The sequence below is a fragment of the Bradyrhizobium manausense genome (assembly GCF_018131105.1).
Classification (GTDB): Bacteria; Pseudomonadota; Alphaproteobacteria; order Rhizobiales; family Xanthobacteraceae; genus Bradyrhizobium; species Bradyrhizobium manausense_B.
In genome coordinates, this window is sequence record NZ_JAFCJI010000001.1 from 1,349,434 (window position 1) to 1,367,708 (window position 18,275).

Sequence of the window (18,275 nt, forward strand, 5' to 3'; positions counted from 1 at the left end):
GCGATGAACAGTCTGGATATGACGATGGCGAGCGTTGCTTGCATCGGTGAATGCATGGTCGAGCTCCGGCAGGCTCAAGGCGGGTCCGCCGGGCAGGGCGGCGGCCTGTTCTCGCGGGGCTTCGGTGGTGACACCCTCAACACGGCGGTGTACCTGGCGCGGCTCGAGGTCAAGGTCGACTATCTCACCGCGCTCGGCGACGACGGCATGAGCGAGGAGATGATCGCGGCCTGGAACGCCGAGGGCGTCGGCACGCGGCGCGTCGTGCGCTTGCCGGGCAAGCTGCCCGGCCTTTACATGATCCAGCTGGACGCCAATGGCGAGCGCCAGTTCTTCCACTGGCGCGACAGCGCGGCGGCGCGCCAGCTGATGAGCCTGCCGGAGACCGACGAGCTGCTCAACTCGCTCCTCAGCTACGACATCGTCTATCTCTCCGCGATCACGCTCTCGATCTACGACGCGGCCGGGCGTGATCGCCTGTTCGCGGCGATCAAGCGCGCTCGCCTGCTCGGCACCCGCTTCGTGTTCGACACAAATTTTCGCGCCCGCGGCTGGCCGGACCGCGATCTCGCGCGCGAGGTGTTTGCCACGGCGTTTGCTGCAGCCGACATAGTCCTGACCTCGACCGAGGATCTGCTTGCGCTCTATCCCGGTGACAGCCGTGAGCAGTTGATGGCGCGCATCCCGACGCCCGAGCTGGTTTTCCGCCTTGCCGAGCCTGTCAGCATGCTGCGCTTCCCTGGGGTTACCTATGAGGTCCGAGCCGAACCCATGACGAAGCCGGTCGTTGATACCACCGCGGCCGGCGATAGCTTCGCTGCCGCCTATATCGCGGCCCGGCTCGGCGGTTCCGATCCGATCGAGGCCGCCCAGGCCGGGCATCGCCTCGCGAGCCTCGTGATCTGCTATCCCGGCGCCATCATTCCGGGCTATGCCATGCCGCCCAAGAAGCGGCACCGGCCGGCGACCACGCGTCAAGCGACCAAGTAACACGAAAAGATCCACAAGATGCCCACGACCGCCCAGCAGAACCATCTCGTCGCGCTGTTCAAGGCCGCGACCGTCATTCCCGTCCTCACCATCGAGCGTATCCAGGATGCGGTGCCGCTGGCGCGTGCGCTGGTTGCCGGCGGCGTCCGCACGCTGGAGGTGACCATGCGCACCCCCGTCGCGATCGAGGCCGCGAGGGCGATGATGGCCGAGGTCCCCGAAGCAGTCGTCGGCATCGGCACGATTCTCAATCCGGTCGATTTCACCCGTGTCGAGAAGCTTGGCGTCGCGTTTGGCATCAGCCCGGGCCTGACCCCCGATCTGCTCAAGGTCGCCTCGCACAGCTCCTTGCCGTTTGCGCCCGGCATCGCGACGGCGTCGGAACTGATGATGGCGCTGTCCTACGGCTTTGACGTCGCAAAGTTCTTCCCGGCCGAGCAGGCCGGCGGCATCAGCGGCCTGCGCTCGCTTCGCGGACCGTTCCCGAACGTGCGGTTTTGCCCGACCGGGGGCGTGGGCGAAGCCAATGCAGCGACTTGGCTTGCCGAGCCCAATGTGGTCGCGGTCGGTGGTTCCTGGCTGTGCCCGACGGCCGAGATCAAGGCCGGGAACTGGGCCGGCATAACTGCCATCTGCCAGCGCACCCTCCGGGCGCTTAAACCTGCGTGAAGTCTTGCCATCCCTGCGCTAAGACTTAGGTCTGCAAGAGACCGCCAGGGAGAAAAGACCATGACCGCCAGCATCGTCGGATGGGCGCATACGCCGTTCGGCAAGTTCGACACCGAAACCGTCGAAAGCCTCGTCACCCGCGTCGCCAATGAGGCGATGGCCGATGCCGGCATTTCGGCCTCCGACGTCGACGAGATCGTGCTCGGCCATTTCAACGCCGGCTTCTCGGCGCAGGATTTTACCGCCTCGCTGGTGCTCCAGGCCGACCCGAAGCTGCGCTTCAAGCCCGCGACCCGGGTCGAGAACGCCTGCGCCACAGGCTCCGCCGCGGTCCATCAGGGCCTGCGCGCCATCGCCGCAGGCGCAGCCAAGATCGTGCTGGTCGTCGGCGTCGAGCAGATGACCCGCACGCCGGGACCGGAGATCGGCAAGAACCTGCTCAAGGCCTCGTACCTGCCTGAGGACGGTGACACCGTCGGTGGCTTCGCCGGCGTGTTCGGCAAGATCGCAAGCTCCTATTTCCAGAAATACGGCGACCAGTCCGACGCGCTGGCGCTGATCGCCGCCAAGAACCACAAGAACGGCGTCGCCAATCCCTTCGCCCAGATGCGCAAGGATTTCGGCTTCGAGTTCTGCCGCGCCGAGAGCGAGAAGAACCCTTACGTCGCGGGCCCCCTGAAGCGCACCGATTGCTCGCTGGTTTCCGACGGCGCCGCGGCGCTGGTGCTGGCCGATGCCGAGACCGCCAAGGGCATGGGCAAGTCGATCGGCTTCCGCGCCACCGCGCATGCGCAGGACTTCCTGCCGATGTCCAAGCGCGACATCCTCCAGTTCGAGGGCTGCACGATTGCCTGGCAGCAAGCGCTGGAGAAGGCGGGCGTGACGCTCAACGACCTCTCGTTCGTCGAGACCCATGACTGCTTCACGGTTGCCGAGCTGATCGAGTACGAAGCGATGGGCCTGACACCGAGAGGGCAGGGCGCCCGCGCCATCAAGGAAGGCTGGACGCTCAAGGACGGCAAGCTCCCGGTCAATCCGTCCGGCGGTCTGAAGTCCAAGGGCCATCCGATCGGCGCCACCGGCGTCTCGATGCATGTGATGACTGCGATGCAGCTCGCAGGCCAGGCCCCCGAGGGCATGCAGCTCAAGAACGCCAAGCTCGGCGGCATCTTCAACATGGGCGGCGCGGCCGTGGCGAATTACGTATCGGTGCTCGAGCCACTGAAGTAGGCCTCGTCGGGTGGGCAAAGGCGCGCTTGCGCCGTGCCCACCCTTTTTTCCTTGCGTTAGATCATGGTTGGCCTGGTTCGCTTGGCCCACCCTACGGCTCCTGATTGCTAGGACGACATCATGAGCAACGACTACGACTATCTCTCGACGGACCAACTCAACGATCGCATTGCGATTCTCGAGGACAATATCCGCCAGCTGATCGAGCAGGCTGCAGCCGCATCCGGTGAGCAGAGCGAGTCGCGGATTGCCGACCGCATCAACCAGCAGAACGACGAGCTCGACCGTCTCATGAAGATCCGCGAATCCCGTCAGAAGAAATAGCAGCCGTCGCGCGCATGCAGCCATACGCCGGCCGCCCTTGCGCGCGCGGCGTCACTGCCCTTAGCTGGACCGTAATCGCGGGGCCGCTTCGAGAGCCCGCGCAATCGGGAGCGAACGGATGGGGCCGCTGAAGGGCATCAAGGTCGTCGACATGACCACCGTGCTGATGGGGCCCTATGCGACCCAGATGCTTGGCGATTACGGTGCCGACGTGATCAAGGTGGAATCGCTCGACGGCGACGTCACCCGCCTGATCGGCCCGACGCGCCATGCGGGGATGGGCCCGGTGTTCCTCAACACCAACCGCAGCAAGCGCTCGATCTGCCTTGACCTCAAGAAGCCCGCGGGGCGCGAGGCCGTGCTGCGGCTGCTGAAGGACGCCGACGTGCTCGTCTACAACGTCCGCCCGCAGGCGATGGCGCGGCTTCAGCTCGGCTACGATGTCGTCTCGGAGCTCAATCCGCGCCTGGTCTATGCCGGCGTGTTCGGTTTTGGTCAGGATGGGCCTTATGCGGCAAAGCCCGCTTATGACGATCTGATCCAGGGCGCCACGGCGCTCCCCGCGCTGATGGCGCAGACCGGCGACGGCGTGCCCCGCTACGTGCCGAACGCGCTGGTCGACCGCATCGTCGGCCTCACCGCCGTCGGAGCGATCTGTGCCAGCCTCGTGCACCGCGACGGCACCGGCCGCGGCCAGCGCGTCGACATCCCGATGTTCGAGACCATGGCGGGCTTCGTCATGGGCGACCACATGGGCGGGCTCACCTACGAGCCGCCGCTCGACAAGGGCGGCTATGCCCGCCACCTCTCGCGCGACCGCAGGCCGTACAAGACTTCGGACGGCTATCTCAGCGTCATCGTCTACAACGACAAGCAGTGGGAGAATTTCTTCAAGGCGACGGGGCGTGACGACCTGCGCGCCGATCCCAAATTCGCGACCTTCGCCGGCCGTGCCGCCAATATCGACGTCGTCTATGCCGAGCTCGCCCGCATTTTCGAGACGCGCAACACGGCCGAGTGGATCGAGCTGCTGACCAAGGCCGACGTGCCTGTGATGCCGATGCACGATCTCGCATCGATCCTGCACGACGAGCATCTGGAAGCGACCGGCTTCTTCCCGGTCGTGAACCATCCGACCGAGGGTCAGATCCGCAGCATGAAGGTGACGGCGACGTGGTCGGAGACCGAGGCTGAGCCGGTGCGTTTGGCACCGCGGCTCAACGAGCACGGTGCGGAGATTTTGCGCGAGATCGGCTACTCCCGAGACGAGATCGCCGCGATGGTCCGCGACGGCGTTACGCGCTCGGCGCCGGAGTAGGGAGGTAAAGATGACCAGAACCTCTCATCCGTCATTCCGGTGCGCGACGAAGTCGCGAGCCCGGAATCCATTCATCCTCCGCACATGCCGCGCGATGGATTCAGGGCGCGGCGCTTCGGGCCGCCCCGGAATGACAGCGGAGAGATAGCGAGATGAGCTTCATCACCGGCGCCGGCCTCACGTCCTATGGCAAGCACGAAGGCTTATCCTCGCTCGACCTGATGAGCAGGGCGGCGCAAGCCGCGCTTGACGATGCCGGGCTCAAGCGTGCCGAAATCGACGGCATCCTGTGCGGCTATTCCACCGTCTCGCCGCACATCATGCTGGCGACCGTATTCGCCGAGCATTTTGGCATCCGTCCGTCCTACGCCCACGCTGTGCAGGTTGGCGGCGCCACGGGGCTCGCGATGACGATGCTCGCGCATCATCTCGTCGAGGCAGGCGTCTGCCGCAACGTGCTCGTCGTCGCCGGCGAGAACCGCCTGACAGGGCAGAGCCGCGACGCTTCGATCCAGGCGCTGGCGCAGGTTGGGCATCCCGATTACGAAGTGCCGCTCGGCCCGACTATTCCTGCCTATTATGGACTTGTCGCTACACGTTACATGCACGAATACGGCGTGACCGAACAGGACCTCGCCGAATTCGCGGTGCTGATGCGCGCGCATGCCTGCACCCATCCGGGCGCGCAATTCCACGACCCAATCACGGTCGCTGATGTCATGGCTTCGAAGCCGGTGGCGATGCCGTTAAAGCTGCTCGACTGTTGTCCGGTCTCCGACGGCGGCGCGGCCTTCGTCATTAGCCGCGAGCGGACGGGAGCGGCCGGCGTGCGCATTCGCGGCTGCGCCCAGGCGCATACCCATCAGCATGTCACGGCTGCGCCGGCGTTGAGCGAGCTCGGTGCCGAGATTTCGATCGCCCGCGCCAAGGAGGCCACGGGGCTTGCGATCTCCGACGTGCGCTACGCCGCGATCTACGACAGCTTTACCATCACGCTCGCGATGCTGCTGGAAGACCTCGGCCTTGCCGGCCGCGGCGAGGCGGCTGCCCGCGTTCGCGCCGGACATTTCAACCGCGACGGCGCGATGCCGCTCAACACCCATGGCGGCCTGCTCAGCTACGGCCATTGCGGCGTCGGCGGCGCCATGGCGCATCTGGTCGAGGCACATTTGCAGATGACGGGGCGGGCGGCGAATCGCCAGGTGCGCGACGCCTCGATTGCGTTGCTTCACGGCGATGGCGGCGTGCTGTCGTCCCATGTCAGCATGTTTCTGGAGCAGGTGCGATGAGCGAGCGCTTGGCGGACTGGACAAAGGGCGAGCAGGCCATCACCTACCAGACCTGTCGCTCATGCGGCCATGTGCAGTATTTCCACCGTGCCTTTTGCGTCGCCTGCGGCGCGTCGGACCCGCGGGAGGCGCGCGCCGGCGGTCAGGGCAGGGTCTACGCGACCTCGCTGGTCTGCCGCGCCGCAACGCCCGAGACGCGCGCGCATGTGCCCTACAACATCCTGCTGGTCGATTGCGCCGAGGGATTTCGCATGATGGCCCATGGCGAGAATGACTTGACCATCGGCGACGAGGTGACTGCGGGCTTCAGGCCGTTTGCCGGCAAGCTGGTCCCGTTCTTTGTGAAGAAGCGGTAGAGGGATCCGTCATTCGGGGGCGGTCAAATGACCGAGCCTGGAACGGGTATTCTGGGCCTGGCCTGTGCGAGGGCCACCCCGGAATGACGAAAACTGTAAAACTCTAACTCAACGTCCGTAAAACAGGATGCTGGCGATGACGAGCATTGCCATCACCGCCAGCATATGCGCGAGCGCTTCCGAGGCCGCCCCCTTGGTGGCTTCCTTCATGCCGTATTCTCCCTAGACTTGGGCGTGACTCATCGTTGCGCGCACTGCGCACCCGACGGCCAATTCTTATTACTCGGAACACCCCACTTCGAGTATTCGCCGCGATTAAGTCCCCACGCGGCGAATATCGACTGTACCAAGGTCGATCAGCAATGCGGCGGCATTTTGACTCGATGATGTTGCTCCTGCGTCCCCGCAAGAATAGAGTTTTTGGGAACTTATTCCGGTAACGACAATAAGCGGCAAAAGCTTCAGGAAAAACTCAAGGAAAATCATGGCCCGTATCGACTACAGCGATCCGTCCAAGGCGTCCGACCGTACCCGCGAGATCCTCGACAAGAACCGCAATGCCAACATCTTCCGCATGATGTCGCATTCGCCGAGTTATTTTGAGCAGTACTGCCGCCTCGGCGGCGCCATCAGGCACAAGGGCGAGCTCGATCCTGTCGTGCGCGAGCTCGCGATCACGCGCACCGGCATTCTGTGCGAGGCGCCCTACGAGATCATCGCGCACAAGCGCATCGGCAAGAATGTCGGTGTCACCGATACGCAGAACGCGGCGCTCGAGAACTGGCAGGCTGCCGACTGTTTCGACGAGACACAGCGCGCCGCGCTCGCTTTCACCGACGAGATCGTCAAGCTGAAGAAGCCGACGGATGCGACCTTCAAGGCGATCGCCGCAAAACTGACGCCGGCCGCCCTGATCGAGCTCCAGCTGTCGGTCGGCTTCTATATCATGACGTCAAAGTTTTTGGAGACCTTCGAGATTGATCTCCAGCCCGTCACTGAAGTGGTGGGCTGATCCAGGTCTGGCTTGCGAGGAATGTCATGACGATCGATGAATATGCGGCCTGGGCCGCAAATGCTGCGAAAGTCGATGAGGATCCTTCGAACGAGCGCCTCGCCTATCTCGGGCTAGGTCTTGCAGGTGAATCCGGCGAGGTCGCCGAGCACATCAAGAAGCTCCTGCGCGACGACTGGCTCGATAAAGCGGGTCTCGTCGAAGAACTCGGCGATGTCATCTACTACTGGGCCTGCCTGTGCGCCGCCACCGGCCAGCAGCCATCCGAGTTGCTGAAGGCCAGCGCCGCCAAGATCAAGCGGCGGATCAGCGAAGCGGCGAGCCGATAGGGCAAGAGGCGCGTTCGGAGCACCGACAATTTCCGCACCGTCATGGCCGGGCTTGTCCCGGCCATCCACGTCTTGCCACGCAGCACGGAGAATGTGGATGCCCGGGACAAGCCCGGGCATGGTGGGGTTCTTGTGAATGAGGCCGCTACGTCGACGTCAAAATATCGACCTTGGTGTTGGCCACGATCAGGCGATCCGCCAGAAGCTGCGCCAGATTGCGCATGATCCGCTCGCTCGCGTGCGGATGCTGCATGCGAAAGCGCTCGAAATCCTTCAGGGGGGCCTCGAACGCGGTCGCCGCCATGTCCGCGAACACGTCCGCGGAGCGCAAGGCCTCGATCAGCGCCATTTCGCCGAAAGCCATTCCGGCGGTGAGCGTCGCGAGCCGCACGCCATCGGGCAGGGTGACATGCACCGCGCCGCTGCGCAGGAAGAACAGGGCATCGGCGGGATCGCCTGCGGTGAGGATCTTTGCGCCGGATTGATAGGTCCTGACCGTGCAGATCGAGGCGAGATCCGCCAGCTCTTCGGCGTTGAGGCCATCGAGGAGCGGCTGCTCCGGCAGCTCGGTGGTCTCGTGAAAATCGATCGACCCGCCATAGCGGTAGACGATCTGGTCTTCGGCCCATTCGATCGCGGTGTCGAGCAGATAGAAGTCGCGGACGTTCTTCAGTTCAGCCGTCCACTCGCGCAGCGTGTCCCATTCCCTGGAGGCGCGACGGACGCCCGCGATCACCACGGTCACATCAAGCGCGGCGAGTTCCTCGAAGGCTTCGGCGATCAGCCGCGCACCCGCCCGTGTGGTCGAGGTGACGCGATGCAGGTCGAACACGACGATTTGCGGCCGCGATTGTCCTGCGAGCCGGCGCGTCACGTAATCGACGGCCGACAACGACAGCACGCCGACCAGTTCGATGACGCGCACGGCCTGCTCGTGCGCGGCCAGGATATTGCGTTCCTGCTGGCGACGGACGCGGCGTGACGGGCTCTTGCCGATGTCATAGTCGGCAATGACGGCGTTGCGGGCGTCGTCGCTGCGGTTCAGCATGTGCAGGTCGTAATGAGAAGACAGCGCCTCGCAGACCTTGATGCCGCGTACGCTGTTGCCGTGCTTGTCGAGCTTTGGCGAATAGCTGCCGAGGCCGAGGCGGGCGGGCAGCGCGGCCAGAATGCCGCCGCCGACGCCACTCTTGGCGGGAATGCCGATCCGGTAGATCCATTCGCCGGCATAGTCGTACATGCCCGACGACGTCATCACAGAGAGCGCGCGAGAGATTGCGTAGGGCGTCACCACCTGCTCGCCGGTCACCGGATTGACGCCGCGGTTGGCGACCGTCGCCGCCATGATCGCGATGTCGCGCGCGGTGACCAGCACCGCGCATTGCCGGAAATAGACGTCGAGCACGCCGGCAACATTGTCGGAGATCACGGCATTGGTCTTGAGCAGGTAGCCGATGGCGCGGTTGCGGTCGCCGGTCTGGCTCTCGGAGGTGTAGACTGCCTCGTCCACGCCGAGGTCGCGTCCGGCGAAGCGGCTGAGCGCGAGTCTGATCTGCTCGAAGGCCTCGACCCCCTTGCTCGCATGGATCAGTCCGGTGCAGGCGATGGCGCCGGCATTGACCATCGGATTGAACGGATGGTTTTCGGAATTGAGACGGATCGAGTTGAAGGGGTCGCCGGAGGGTTCGACGCCGATCGCGCTCTCCACCTTGCTGGCGCCGAGCAGATCCAGCGCCAGCGCGAACACGAACGGCTTTGACATCGACTGGATAGTGAAGGGGACCCTGGAGTCGCCGACCTCGTAGACATGGCCGTCCAGGGTCGCGAGGCTGATGCCAAAATGGGCAGGGTCAGCCTTGCCCAGCTCGGGAATATAATCCGCAACCGCGCCTGATATCTCCGCGGAGAATTCGTTGAGGCACGTGTCGAGAAACCGCAGCAAAGGCGGCTTTGAACGGGCCCAGGCAGAGGCGGTGGACGAGAGCGGTTTCATCGCTCCCCTTGTGCAACGCAATCAGGGTGCACGCAACCCGTTCGGCAGCATTCCCTGTCGCCGGACCAGCAGCAGTGCGACCAAAACCGTAGGCACCAGGATCGCAAGCCCGAGCAGCGTCACCTGCAACTGCGACAGAGGCATGATCCCGCCGCCGGGGGTGGCCACGACGAAGCCGCCGATCACCAGCAGAATGCGGATCGGCCATTCCAGCGCGCCGGTACCACGAAGGTCCCCGACGAACGGTTGATAGCCCTGGATGCCGCCGCAGATGAAGAGTGTGCCGAATGCGGCCATGCCCATCAGGCCGAGGCCGGCGAGATAGGGGCTCGGTCCCTGCAGCACCAGTACGGGATTGAGCACGAAGAAGAACGGGATGAAGTAGATGATGCTGCCAACCCACATCGATTCCCAGCCTGTCTTCATCGCCGGCGAACCCGCAATGCCGGCTGCGGCGAAGGAGGCGATCGCAACGGGCGGTGTGATCGACGACAGCATGCCCCAGTAGAAGATGAACATGTGGACCGCCATCCTGTTTAGTCCGAGCTTCTCGAGCGCGGGCGCAACCAGGATCGCGAGGAAGATGTAGCAGGCCGTCGTTGTCAGCCCGAGGCCGAGGATGAGGCTGGTGAGAGCGCACATGCCGAGCAGCAGGAAGGGATTGTCACCGGCGATGTGCAGGAGGTCGTTGGCAAGGCTCGACACCACGCCGGTCATCGAGAACGCCCCGATCAGGAGGCCGCAACCGGCGAGGATGCCGACGAGCTCGACGAAGGTGCGTCCGTTGACCTCGAGGAACTTGCCGATGGTTGCCAGTGTCCAGCGTGTGTCCTTGGAGAACAGCTGATTGAGCACCAGCAGCAGCGCGGTCGCATAGAACGGTGCATGACTTTCGCGTTTGAAGTACAGAAGCATCACGATCAGCAGCGCGATGACGAAAACGTAGTACCAGCCGTCCTTGATCGTATCCATGACGCGCGGCAGGTCCGCCCGCGGAATGCCCTTGAGCCCGTGACGGGCGGCATAGGCGTCTACTTGCATGAATAGACCGACATAGTAGAGCGCAGCGGGAATGATCGCGGCGACCGCGACGTCGGCGTAGCTGACATTGAGAAATTGAGCGATCACGAACGCGGTCGCGCCCATCACCGGCGGTGCCAGCACCGCACCGGTCGAGGCGCAGGCTTCGATCGCGCCGGCATAGGAGGCGCGGAACCCGCTTTTCTTCATGACGGGGATGGTCATGGTGCCGGCGGTCAGCACGTTGGAAATGATCGAGCCCGACATCATTCCGAGCAGGCCGCTGGCAAAAATACAGACCTTCGCGGCGCCGCCTCGGAATGTGCCGCACAGTGCGAAGGCGAGATTGATGAAGAATTTCCCAGCGCCAGTCATCATCAGCGCAGTGCCGAACACGAGGAAGCCGATCACGGTGTCGGCGAAGGCTTGTATCGGAATGCCGAGCAGGCTTTCGCCCGAGAGTACATGATAGGCGGTCGCCTGTTCCAAGGTGGACTGCGTGCCGCGGAACGGACCGAGCCAGGCGGATTCGGCGAACAGCGGATAGATGGTGAAGGGAAGCACACTGAGCAGCAGGCTCCAGCCGCCGGTGCGGCGCAGGGCCTCCATCAGCATCACCCACATCACGAGGCCGGCTGCGATTACGCTGTTCGGCGCGCCGCCGAATTCCCATCCGGCTTCAGCCGCCTTGCGCACGTTCGACATCAGGAGCAGCGCGGCAGCGATGGTCATGACGAAGAAGACGAGGTCGTACCACGGAATGCGCTCGAGCGGGGCACGCTCGTTGCCCGGAAAGATCAGGAAGGTGAACGGCAGCATCAAGGCGATCAGGAGATAAAAATACTCCGTGTTGAGCTGGGTGTAGCTTATAAAGAAGCGCAGCGAGAATTGCTGGTTGATGCAGAGAAGGATCGTTGCGGCGGTCGCGGCCACCAGAGCCCAGCGCCAGGCACCGCGCAAGCTGCGGACGCGCGTGACCTCCGCCTCTTGCATGTTGCCGGCAGCACCATGAGGATCGTCGAACACGACCCGCTTGGCGTCGCCCTCGGGGCCGGTGGAAATTGAAGCAGACATGATCGACCCCGCGCGTGGGCTGGTAACCGCTGTACTAGTCCTCGAACCCGTTCGGCATGTTGGCCTTCGCAAGAGCAGCGGCGCGTGCCTTCATCCAGCCGTCGAGGAAGGCCTTGTCATCCGCGGGCGGATTGGACTTGCCGTAGTCGGTCCAGGCGGCCGCGAGCACCTCCTGCCGCCTGATCAAATTGTTGTTGTGCGCCTCCTGCGCGTCGGACCATTGCCCGGCTTCTTTCAAGGCCTTCACGGCGCCCGGGTGCACCGGCACCACCCAGTTCCTGGTCTGGCGATCGGCGGCGAGGCCACCGGCGCCGGGCGCGGAGTCCTTGTAGGCATCGTAGTTCACGATCATCGCCTTGGTCATCGCATAGACCTGGTCGGCGGGCTGCGACGCGTAGGCGACGAAGATCGGGTAGGGATAGTTGCCGAGCTCGATCGGCTTCTCGGGCGTGATGCCTGCACCGCAGGTTGCAAGCTGCGAAAAGAAGAACGAGCCGACTTTATGCATCCGCGCCCAGCCTTCCTTGTCGCCTGCGGGGAGCGGCGGCCAGACGAGGCCGCGCGGCGAGGTCTCGGCTTCCTTGGCGGGGCCGGTGATGGTGGTGCCGAACGCGGCATCGGTGTCGTTGTTGACGAGGCCCTTCCACATCGCGCCGTAGCTTGCGAATTCGACGACCTTGACGTCTTTCTGCGTCAGCCCGGCGAAGGCGAGCACCGCGAGCGAGTTCTGGTTCAGCGCGGGCGAGCCGACGACGAAGCCGACGCGCTTGCCTTTCAGGTCTTTCAGATCTTTCACGCCAACATCGGCTGCGACGCCAAGCGAACCGCAATTGCAATCGACGCTGGAAAGCATGATCTGCAGCGCTTGCGGGCCCCATTCCTTCGCGCCGAATTCGAACACGCCTTCCTGTGCGAAATAGGTGCCCGATCCCATCGCAGATGATGCCGCACGCTTGGCACGCAGCGGCGCGAGCCGCGCGACGTCGTTGCCCGCGGGCAGCACACGCACGTCGGTGCCGAACTTGTCCTTCATCATCTTGCCGACGCCGACCGCGATGTTGAAGCCCGCGGTTCCGGTGTCATAGGCCGTGAACGTCAATGTCGCCGGCAGCTTGATGTCTTCGGCGAATGCATAGCTAGTAGACACAAAAGAAATGCCCGCAACCAAGACGGGCGCGAGCACGATCAGCCCACGACGCATATTTTTTCCTCCCGCTATCCTCGCTTTCGCCGCGAAGATTTTCTTTCTTTGTTTAAAACAAATCATGTCATTGCCGTCAGACAATGGCAACGCAGGACCGCGCAGGCAGCAAGCAGGCAGATTGTCGCGGAATCGACTCAGTCAGCTTGCGACGATTGCGATCGCCTGGCCTTCAGCAACGCGGTCGTCGATCTTCACGAGCAGCGATTTGAGCGTGCCTGACGCGGGCGAGGACACCGGTATCTCCATCTTCATGGCTTCGACGACCACAATCTCATCGCCGTCGGCGACGGTTCCTCCAACTTGCACGGGAGTTGCGCAGACACGACCGGCCACCTCCGTGACGATCTTAATTTCTGGCATGCCATCGCCTTTTTGTTGTCGTCGCAAAATGCCTGAGGTAGCGTCGTCTGCAAGTGGAATTTAATTCCGCACAGCGGAACAAACGGTAGGGATCATGGGACGACGTTCTGAGCGCTTGAGCAGGCAAGGTGCGCTCGCTGGCGATGCCGGTGAGGGTGATGTTATCCAGGTGGTGTCGCGCGCGTTCGACGTGTTGCGATGCTTCGAGGGCCACGATGCGAGGCTCGGCAATCTCGAGATTTCAAATCGCTGCGGTCTGCCGCGTTCGACGGTGTCGCGGCTCACGCACACGCTGACGCGCATGGGGCAACTGGTTTACCTGCCGCGTGACCAGAAGTATCGGATCGGTCCGAGCGCGGTGGCGATGAGCGCCTCGATGATGAAGGGTGCACAGCTGCGCAGCATGATCCGTCAGCGGCTGCAGGAAGTCGCCGAGCAATTGCCCGGCACCGTCGGCTTCGTCGTGCCCGACCGCTTCCACTTGGTCTATCTCCAGTTCGCGCGCTCACCGTCTGCGCTCGGCCTGCACGAGGGCACCGGCAGCCGCATCTCGATGGCCTCGACTGCGGCGGGCGCGGCCTACAGCGCGGCGCTGGCGCCCGAGGTCGGCGATGCCTTCATCAACGACATGGAGCGCGAAGCGCCGGAAGCTGCAAAGATCCTGCGGCCCCGCATCGAGGCCAACAGGCAGTCGCTGCGCGAGCGCGGCTACGTGACGGCCTGCGGTTTGTGGAGCCCGCACATCAATGGCCTCGCGGTCCCGATCTGGTCACCGCAGTACCAGACCTTCGTCGTCATCACGATCGGCCTGCTCTCGGCGATGTACGACGAACAGCGTCTGCATGCGGAGGTCGCGCCGGTGATGCTGGCGCTCGGCCGTTCGCTGGGCAGCCTGATGGAAGGCGCCGAAGGCGACGCCTTCAACAGCCGCATCTCGCGCAAACCGGTCGCCATGGCCGTGCATAACAATAACAAGCCGATCCATTCGGAGGGAGTGAATGAACTGGAAGCCGGAACTCGACGAGCTCGCCCGGCGCGAAGCCTTCGCGCAGGAGATGGGCGGCGTTGACAAGGTCAAGCGACAGCATGACCAGGGCCGGCTGACTGTTCGGGAACGCATCGACAAGCTGATCGACGAGAATAGCTTCCACGAGATCGGTGCCGTCTCCGGCATCGGCGAGTACGATCCCAGGGGCGAGCTGAAGACTGTGACGCCGGCGAACTGCGTGTTCGGCCGCGCGCGTATCGACGGCCGCACGGTCGTGGTGGTCGGCGACGATTTCACCGTGCGCGGCGGCTCGGCCGATGCGTCGATCTCGGCAAAGCCGTTGATGGCGGAGGAGATGGCGCACGACTTTCGTCTCCCCATCGTCCGCATCATCGAAGGCTCCGGCGGCGGCGGCTCGGTCAAGACCATCGAGACCAAGGGCGCGGCGAATTTGCCCGGAGGAATCGGCGGTACGCGCTGGTATCGCTTCACGACGGAAAACCTGTCGCGCGTGCCTGTCGTCGCGCTCGGCCTCGGCTCGGTCGCGGGCCTGGGTGCCGCGCGTCTTGCCGCCAGCCACTATTCCATCATGACAAGGAAATCCGCGATGTTCGTCGCGGGGCCGCCTGTGGTGAAGGCGCTCGGGCAGGACCTCACAAAGGAAGAGCTCGGTGGCGCCGACATCCAGACGCGCGCCGGCGCGGTCGATCATGCCGTCGACACCGAGGAGGAGGCGTTTGCCTGCGCGCGGCGCTTTCTCTCTTATCTGCCGTCATCGGTCTACGAACTCCCGGCGACCTTGCCCTGCGCCGATAATCCGGAGCGCATCGAAGAAGCGCTGATGAACGCGGTGCCGCGCAACCGCAAGCAGGTCTACAAGATACGGCCGATCGTGGAATCGGTCGTCGACAAGGGCTCGTTCTTCGAGGTCGCAGGGAATTTCGGCAAACCGATCATCGTCGGTCTGGCGCGGCTCGAGGGCAGGGCGGTGATGGTGCTCGCCAGCGACAGCTTTCACTATGGCGGCTCGTGGACGGCGGATGCCTGCCAGAAGGTGGTGCGCTGGGTCGACTTCGCAGAGACCTTCCATCTTCCGATCGTCTATCTCATGGATTGCCCCGGCTTCATGATCGGGCTCGATGCCGAGAAGGCGGCCACCATCCGCCACGGCGTCCGCGCGATGGCCGCGGTCAACCAGACCACCGTGCCCTGGTGCACCGTCATCCTGCGCAACGCGTTCGGCGTTGCCGGTGTCGTGCATCAGCCGGCCGACCGCTTCTCGATCCGCTACGCCTGGCCGTCGGCCTATTGGGGCTCGTTGCCGCTCGAAGGCGGCATCGAAGCCGCTTACCGTGCCGACATTGATGCGGCCGAAGACAAGGCCGCCAAGCTCAACGAGATCCAGGAGCGGCTGAACAAGCTGCGCTCGCCGTTCCGCTCGGCCGAAAAATTCTGGGTCGAGGAGATCATCGATCCCCGCAAGACGCGCTCGCTGCTGTGTGAGTTCGCGCGCCTCGCCGAGCCCCTGCGCAAGGCGGGACCGCCGGAGAACATGACGATCCGGCCGTAAGCTCTCCCCGTCATTGCGCGTGAAGCAAAGCAATCCAGAATCTCGCGGCGGAAAAGTCTGGATTGCCTCGCTTCGCGCGCAATGACGGTTGTTGCGCGCTCCGGTTACGCGCGAAAGGAGTTTAACGCACGTTAACTCCGCCCAAAGACCGCCATTTTCGGCCGTTGTTCAGACGCATTTCGGCCAAACCAATATTGGTCTCTCGTCGCCGGGGCAGGATCCTCCAATTCGGATTCCTGCAAATGATCAAGCCAGTTCTTTCTGCGTTCATTTTTGTTGTCGCCGCCTCAGCCACAGCGGAAGCGCGGCCCTATCGCGCTCTTCAGGCGCCTGGGTGCAACGTCACCATGCCCTGCGACTTCTCGTATGCGCAGCCGCGCCGCGAGCGGGCTCAGAGGCCGTCATTACAGGCCTATCGCACGACACAGATGACGGTGACCAACGCGGGTTACACCGCCACCACCATCAGCGCTACCGGCGATCGTGTCATCGGCGGTCGTCCGGCCGGATGCCCGTCGTCCTTCTGCGGCTGCGGCGCGGCGTTGCGCGTATTCGGTCATCTTGTGCCGGAATTGAATCTCGCGTCGAACTGGCTGCGCTTTCCGCGCGCGGCGCCGGCGCCGGGGATGGTCGCGGCGCGACGCGGACATGTCTTCGTTCTGGAGCAGCCCCTCGGCGGAGACATGTGGATGGCGTATGACGCCAATTCGGGCGGTCACGCCACGCGCATGCACGCGCGGTCGCTGCGGGGCTACACCATCGTCAACCCGCGCGCCTGAGCAAACGGCGAGGGTGCTCGGGCTCCATCACACCCGCAGCACCTTGCCCGGGTTCATGATGTTCTGCGGATCGAGCGCGCGCTTGATCGTGCGCATGATGTCGAGCTCGGTCTTCGAGCGGTAGTGGCTGAGCTCGTCGAGCTTTTCGATACCGATGCCGTGCTCCGCCGAGATCGAGCCGCCCATGGAGGTGACGAGATCGTTCACGGCCCGCGTGATGGCGGCGGTGTATTGGTTCAGCGTCTGCTGATCCATGCCGATGGGGCCCATGAACGAGAAGTGCAGATTGCCGTCGCCGATGTGCCCCAAAGGATAAGGGCGGATGCTCGGGAGAATGTCGAGCGATGCCTTGAGCCCCTTGTCGATGAACTCTGGAATCTTGGAGATCGCCACCGAGATGTCGTAGCTGATCCCCGGGCCCTCGGCGCGTGACGCCTCGGCCATGGCTTCCCGGATGCGCCACATGTTGCGCGACTGACTGACGGTCTGCGCGATCACCGCGTCGAGCACGCGGCCGGCCTCGAGTTGATCGGCGAGAAACTGCTCCAGCTTCTCCGACATGCCATCGGCCCCGTCCTGCCGCGGGCGCGAGGACGACCATTCGAGCAGCAGGTACCACGGCGTATTCGCCTTGAGCGGATCCTGGACGCCGGGAATGTGGCGCATCACGAGGTCGACGGCCGCGCGGCTCAGCAGCTCGCACGACCCGACATTGTCCTCGGACGCCGCATGCGCTTCGGAGAGAATTTCCAGCGCCGCGCGGGGATCGCGCACCGCGAGCCACGCGGTGCTGATGTCCTTCGGCGCCGGCCACAGCTTGAGCACGGCCTTGGTGATGATGCCGAGCGTCCCCTCGGCGCCCATGAAGAGGTGCTTGAGGTCGTAGCCGGTGTTGTCCTTCTTCAGCGCGCGCAGTCCGTCCCACACGTCGCCATTGGGCAGCACGACCTCGAGCCCGAGCACGAGATTGCGGGCATTGCCGTAGCGCAGTACCTGTACGCCGCCGGCATTGGTCGAGAGGTTGCCGCCGATCATGCAGGAGCCCTGGGCGCCGAGGCTGAGCGGCAAAAACCTGTCGTGACCGGCCGCGGTCTCCTGGAGGGTTTGCAGCACGCAGCCGGCCTCGACCGTCATCGCGTAGCCAACGGGATCGATGTCCAGCACGCGATTCATCCGGCCGAGCGACAGCACGATACCGGTGTGCGCAGGCCAGGGTGTGGCGCCGCCCATCAGGCCGGTGTTGCCCCCCTGCGGCACGATTGCGACGCCATGCTGATGGCACAGCCGGACCACCTTCGAGACCTCATCGGTGCTGCCAGGGCGAACGACCGCGCCGGCCCCGCCAAGCAGCAGTCCGCGCCAATCGGTGATGAACGGCTGCATGCCGTGCGCATCCTCGATGAGACCCTTCTCGCCCACGATCGCGCGCAAGGCATCGCGTAGCTGGGTGGTCAGGGGCGCGGTCGGAATGGCGGGGACGGGCGACGGGAAGGCGGTCGGCATATTTGTTTCCTCTGGCGCATCTTGGTGTGCACTGCGCGCGCGAAGCGCTTCGGGCTCATTGTCCACGTTTGGGCCGTGAAGTCTATGTCACCCCAGGCGTGCCAGCTTGAAATCCTCATCTCCTTCGCGAGAGAAGAGGATCGCTGAGAAGTCCGGGAGACGGCCGGTCACCAGGTCGGATCGTTGATCTGGATCAATCGGCAGTATGCAGGGCCCTCTTTGCTGCGGGATGCACCCGCTGGCAGGTCCGACATCGGAGCCGGCAAG

At 64.1% G+C, this 18,275-nt stretch carries 18 protein-coding genes; 12 read left to right on the forward strand and 6 right to left on the reverse strand.

The genetic code is table 11. The annotated features are described in order from the left end of the window. Positions 1-24 precede the first annotated feature (24 nt). From JQ631_RS06160 to JQ631_RS06190, 7 genes are all read left to right on the forward strand, one after another. On the forward strand, positions 25-990 hold the full coding sequence (locus JQ631_RS06160; protein WP_212324821.1) for a sugar kinase: 966 nt from the start codon (positions 25-27) through the stop codon (positions 988-990). 18 nt (positions 991-1,008) lie between these two features. Further along, entirely contained in the window at positions 1,009-1,659 is a 651-nt protein-coding gene (gene eda / locus JQ631_RS06165) for a bifunctional 4-hydroxy-2-oxoglutarate aldolase/2-dehydro-3-deoxy-phosphogluconate aldolase (RefSeq protein ID WP_212324822.1), read from the forward strand. A gap of 60 nt (positions 1,660-1,719) precedes the next feature. Then, positions 1,720-2,889 carry an acetyl-CoA acetyltransferase gene (locus tag JQ631_RS06170; RefSeq protein ID WP_212324823.1) on the forward strand — a complete coding sequence of 390 codons (1,170 nt, stop codon included), beginning with the start codon at positions 1,720-1,722 and terminating at the stop codon, positions 2,887-2,889. 120 nt (positions 2,890-3,009) lie between these two features. Beyond that, positions 3,010-3,213, forward strand: a complete 204-nt coding sequence (locus tag JQ631_RS06175) for a hypothetical protein (RefSeq protein WP_212324824.1) — start codon at positions 3,010-3,012, stop codon at positions 3,211-3,213. Positions 3,214-3,331: 118 nt separating this feature from the next. Further along, entirely contained in the window at positions 3,332-4,531 is a 1,200-nt protein-coding gene (locus tag JQ631_RS06180; protein WP_212324825.1) for a CaiB/BaiF CoA transferase family protein, read from the forward strand. 152 nt (positions 4,532-4,683) lie between these two features. Beyond that, entirely contained in the window at positions 4,684-5,820 is a 1,137-nt protein-coding gene (locus tag JQ631_RS06185; RefSeq protein WP_212324826.1) for a thiolase family protein, read from the forward strand. Beyond that, a complete protein-coding gene (locus JQ631_RS06190) occupies positions 5,817-6,176 on the forward strand; it encodes a Zn-ribbon domain-containing OB-fold protein (RefSeq protein WP_212324828.1) in 360 nt (119 codons plus the stop codon). The genes JQ631_RS06185 and JQ631_RS06190 overlap by 4 nt, the downstream gene beginning before the upstream one ends. Positions 6,177-6,491: 315 nt before the next feature. Here the strand turns inward: JQ631_RS06190 and JQ631_RS06195 are convergent, their stop codons facing one another. Further along, the gene (locus tag JQ631_RS06195; RefSeq protein ID WP_212324830.1) at positions 6,492-6,662 is read right to left on the reverse strand and encodes a hypothetical protein; all 171 of its coding nucleotides are present in this window, start codon (positions 6,660-6,662) and stop codon (positions 6,492-6,494) included. Between JQ631_RS06195 and JQ631_RS06200 the strand changes: the two genes are divergently transcribed. Then, the gene (locus tag JQ631_RS06200) at positions 6,661-7,188 is read left to right on the forward strand and encodes a carboxymuconolactone decarboxylase family protein (protein ID WP_212324832.1); all 528 of its coding nucleotides are present in this window, start codon (positions 6,661-6,663) and stop codon (positions 7,186-7,188) included. The two genes, JQ631_RS06195 and JQ631_RS06200, sit on opposite strands and share 2 nt — an antisense overlap. Before the next feature lie 26 nt (positions 7,189-7,214). Then, positions 7,215-7,517, forward strand: coding sequence for a nucleoside triphosphate pyrophosphohydrolase family protein (locus tag JQ631_RS06205; RefSeq protein WP_212324833.1), 303 nt, complete (start codon positions 7,215-7,217; stop codon positions 7,515-7,517). Positions 7,518-7,662: 145 nt separating this feature from the next. Here the strand turns inward: JQ631_RS06205 and glsA are convergent, their stop codons facing one another. The 4 genes from glsA to JQ631_RS06225 form a co-directional block, all read right to left on the reverse strand. Next, positions 7,663-9,510, reverse strand: coding sequence for a glutaminase A (gene glsA, locus JQ631_RS06210; protein ID WP_212324834.1), 1,848 nt, complete (start codon positions 9,508-9,510; stop codon positions 7,663-7,665). A 21-nt stretch (positions 9,511-9,531) separates the two neighbouring features. Continuing rightward, entirely contained in the window at positions 9,532-11,604 is a 2,073-nt protein-coding gene (locus JQ631_RS06215; protein ID WP_212324835.1) for a TRAP transporter permease, read from the reverse strand. Positions 11,605-11,638: 34 nt separating this feature from the next. Next, positions 11,639-12,805 (reverse strand): TAXI family TRAP transporter solute-binding subunit, encoded by a 1,167-nt coding sequence (locus tag JQ631_RS06220; RefSeq protein ID WP_212324836.1) that lies wholly within the window; start codon positions 12,803-12,805, stop codon positions 11,639-11,641. Between the two features lie 141 nt (positions 12,806-12,946). Then, complete coding sequence (locus JQ631_RS06225; protein WP_212324837.1) at positions 12,947-13,168, reverse strand: acyl-CoA carboxylase biotin carboxyl carrier protein subunit; 222 nt, start codon at positions 13,166-13,168, stop codon at positions 12,947-12,949. A gap of 94 nt (positions 13,169-13,262) precedes the next feature. On the opposite strand from JQ631_RS06225, the gene JQ631_RS06230 reads away from it, so the two are divergent. The 3 genes from JQ631_RS06230 (at position 13,263) to JQ631_RS06240 (ending at position 16,505) form a co-directional block, all read left to right on the forward strand. Further along, positions 13,263-14,237 (forward strand): IclR family transcriptional regulator, encoded by a 975-nt coding sequence (locus JQ631_RS06230; RefSeq protein WP_212324838.1) that lies wholly within the window; start codon positions 13,263-13,265, stop codon positions 14,235-14,237. Further along, entirely contained in the window at positions 14,167-15,726 is a 1,560-nt protein-coding gene (locus JQ631_RS06235; RefSeq protein WP_212324839.1) for an acyl-CoA carboxylase subunit beta, read from the forward strand. The genes JQ631_RS06230 and JQ631_RS06235 overlap by 71 nt, the downstream gene beginning before the upstream one ends. A 242-nt stretch (positions 15,727-15,968) precedes the next feature. Then, positions 15,969-16,505, forward strand: a complete 537-nt coding sequence (locus JQ631_RS06240; protein ID WP_212324842.1) for a hypothetical protein — start codon at positions 15,969-15,971, stop codon at positions 16,503-16,505. Between the two features lie 27 nt (positions 16,506-16,532). On the opposite strand, the gene JQ631_RS06245 is transcribed toward JQ631_RS06240, so the two are convergent. Then, positions 16,533-18,008: an FAD-binding oxidoreductase gene (locus tag JQ631_RS06245; RefSeq protein WP_212324844.1), complete on the reverse strand. Its 1,476-nt coding sequence runs from the start codon at positions 18,006-18,008 to the stop codon at positions 16,533-16,535. Between the last annotated feature and the right edge of the window lie 267 nt (positions 18,009-18,275).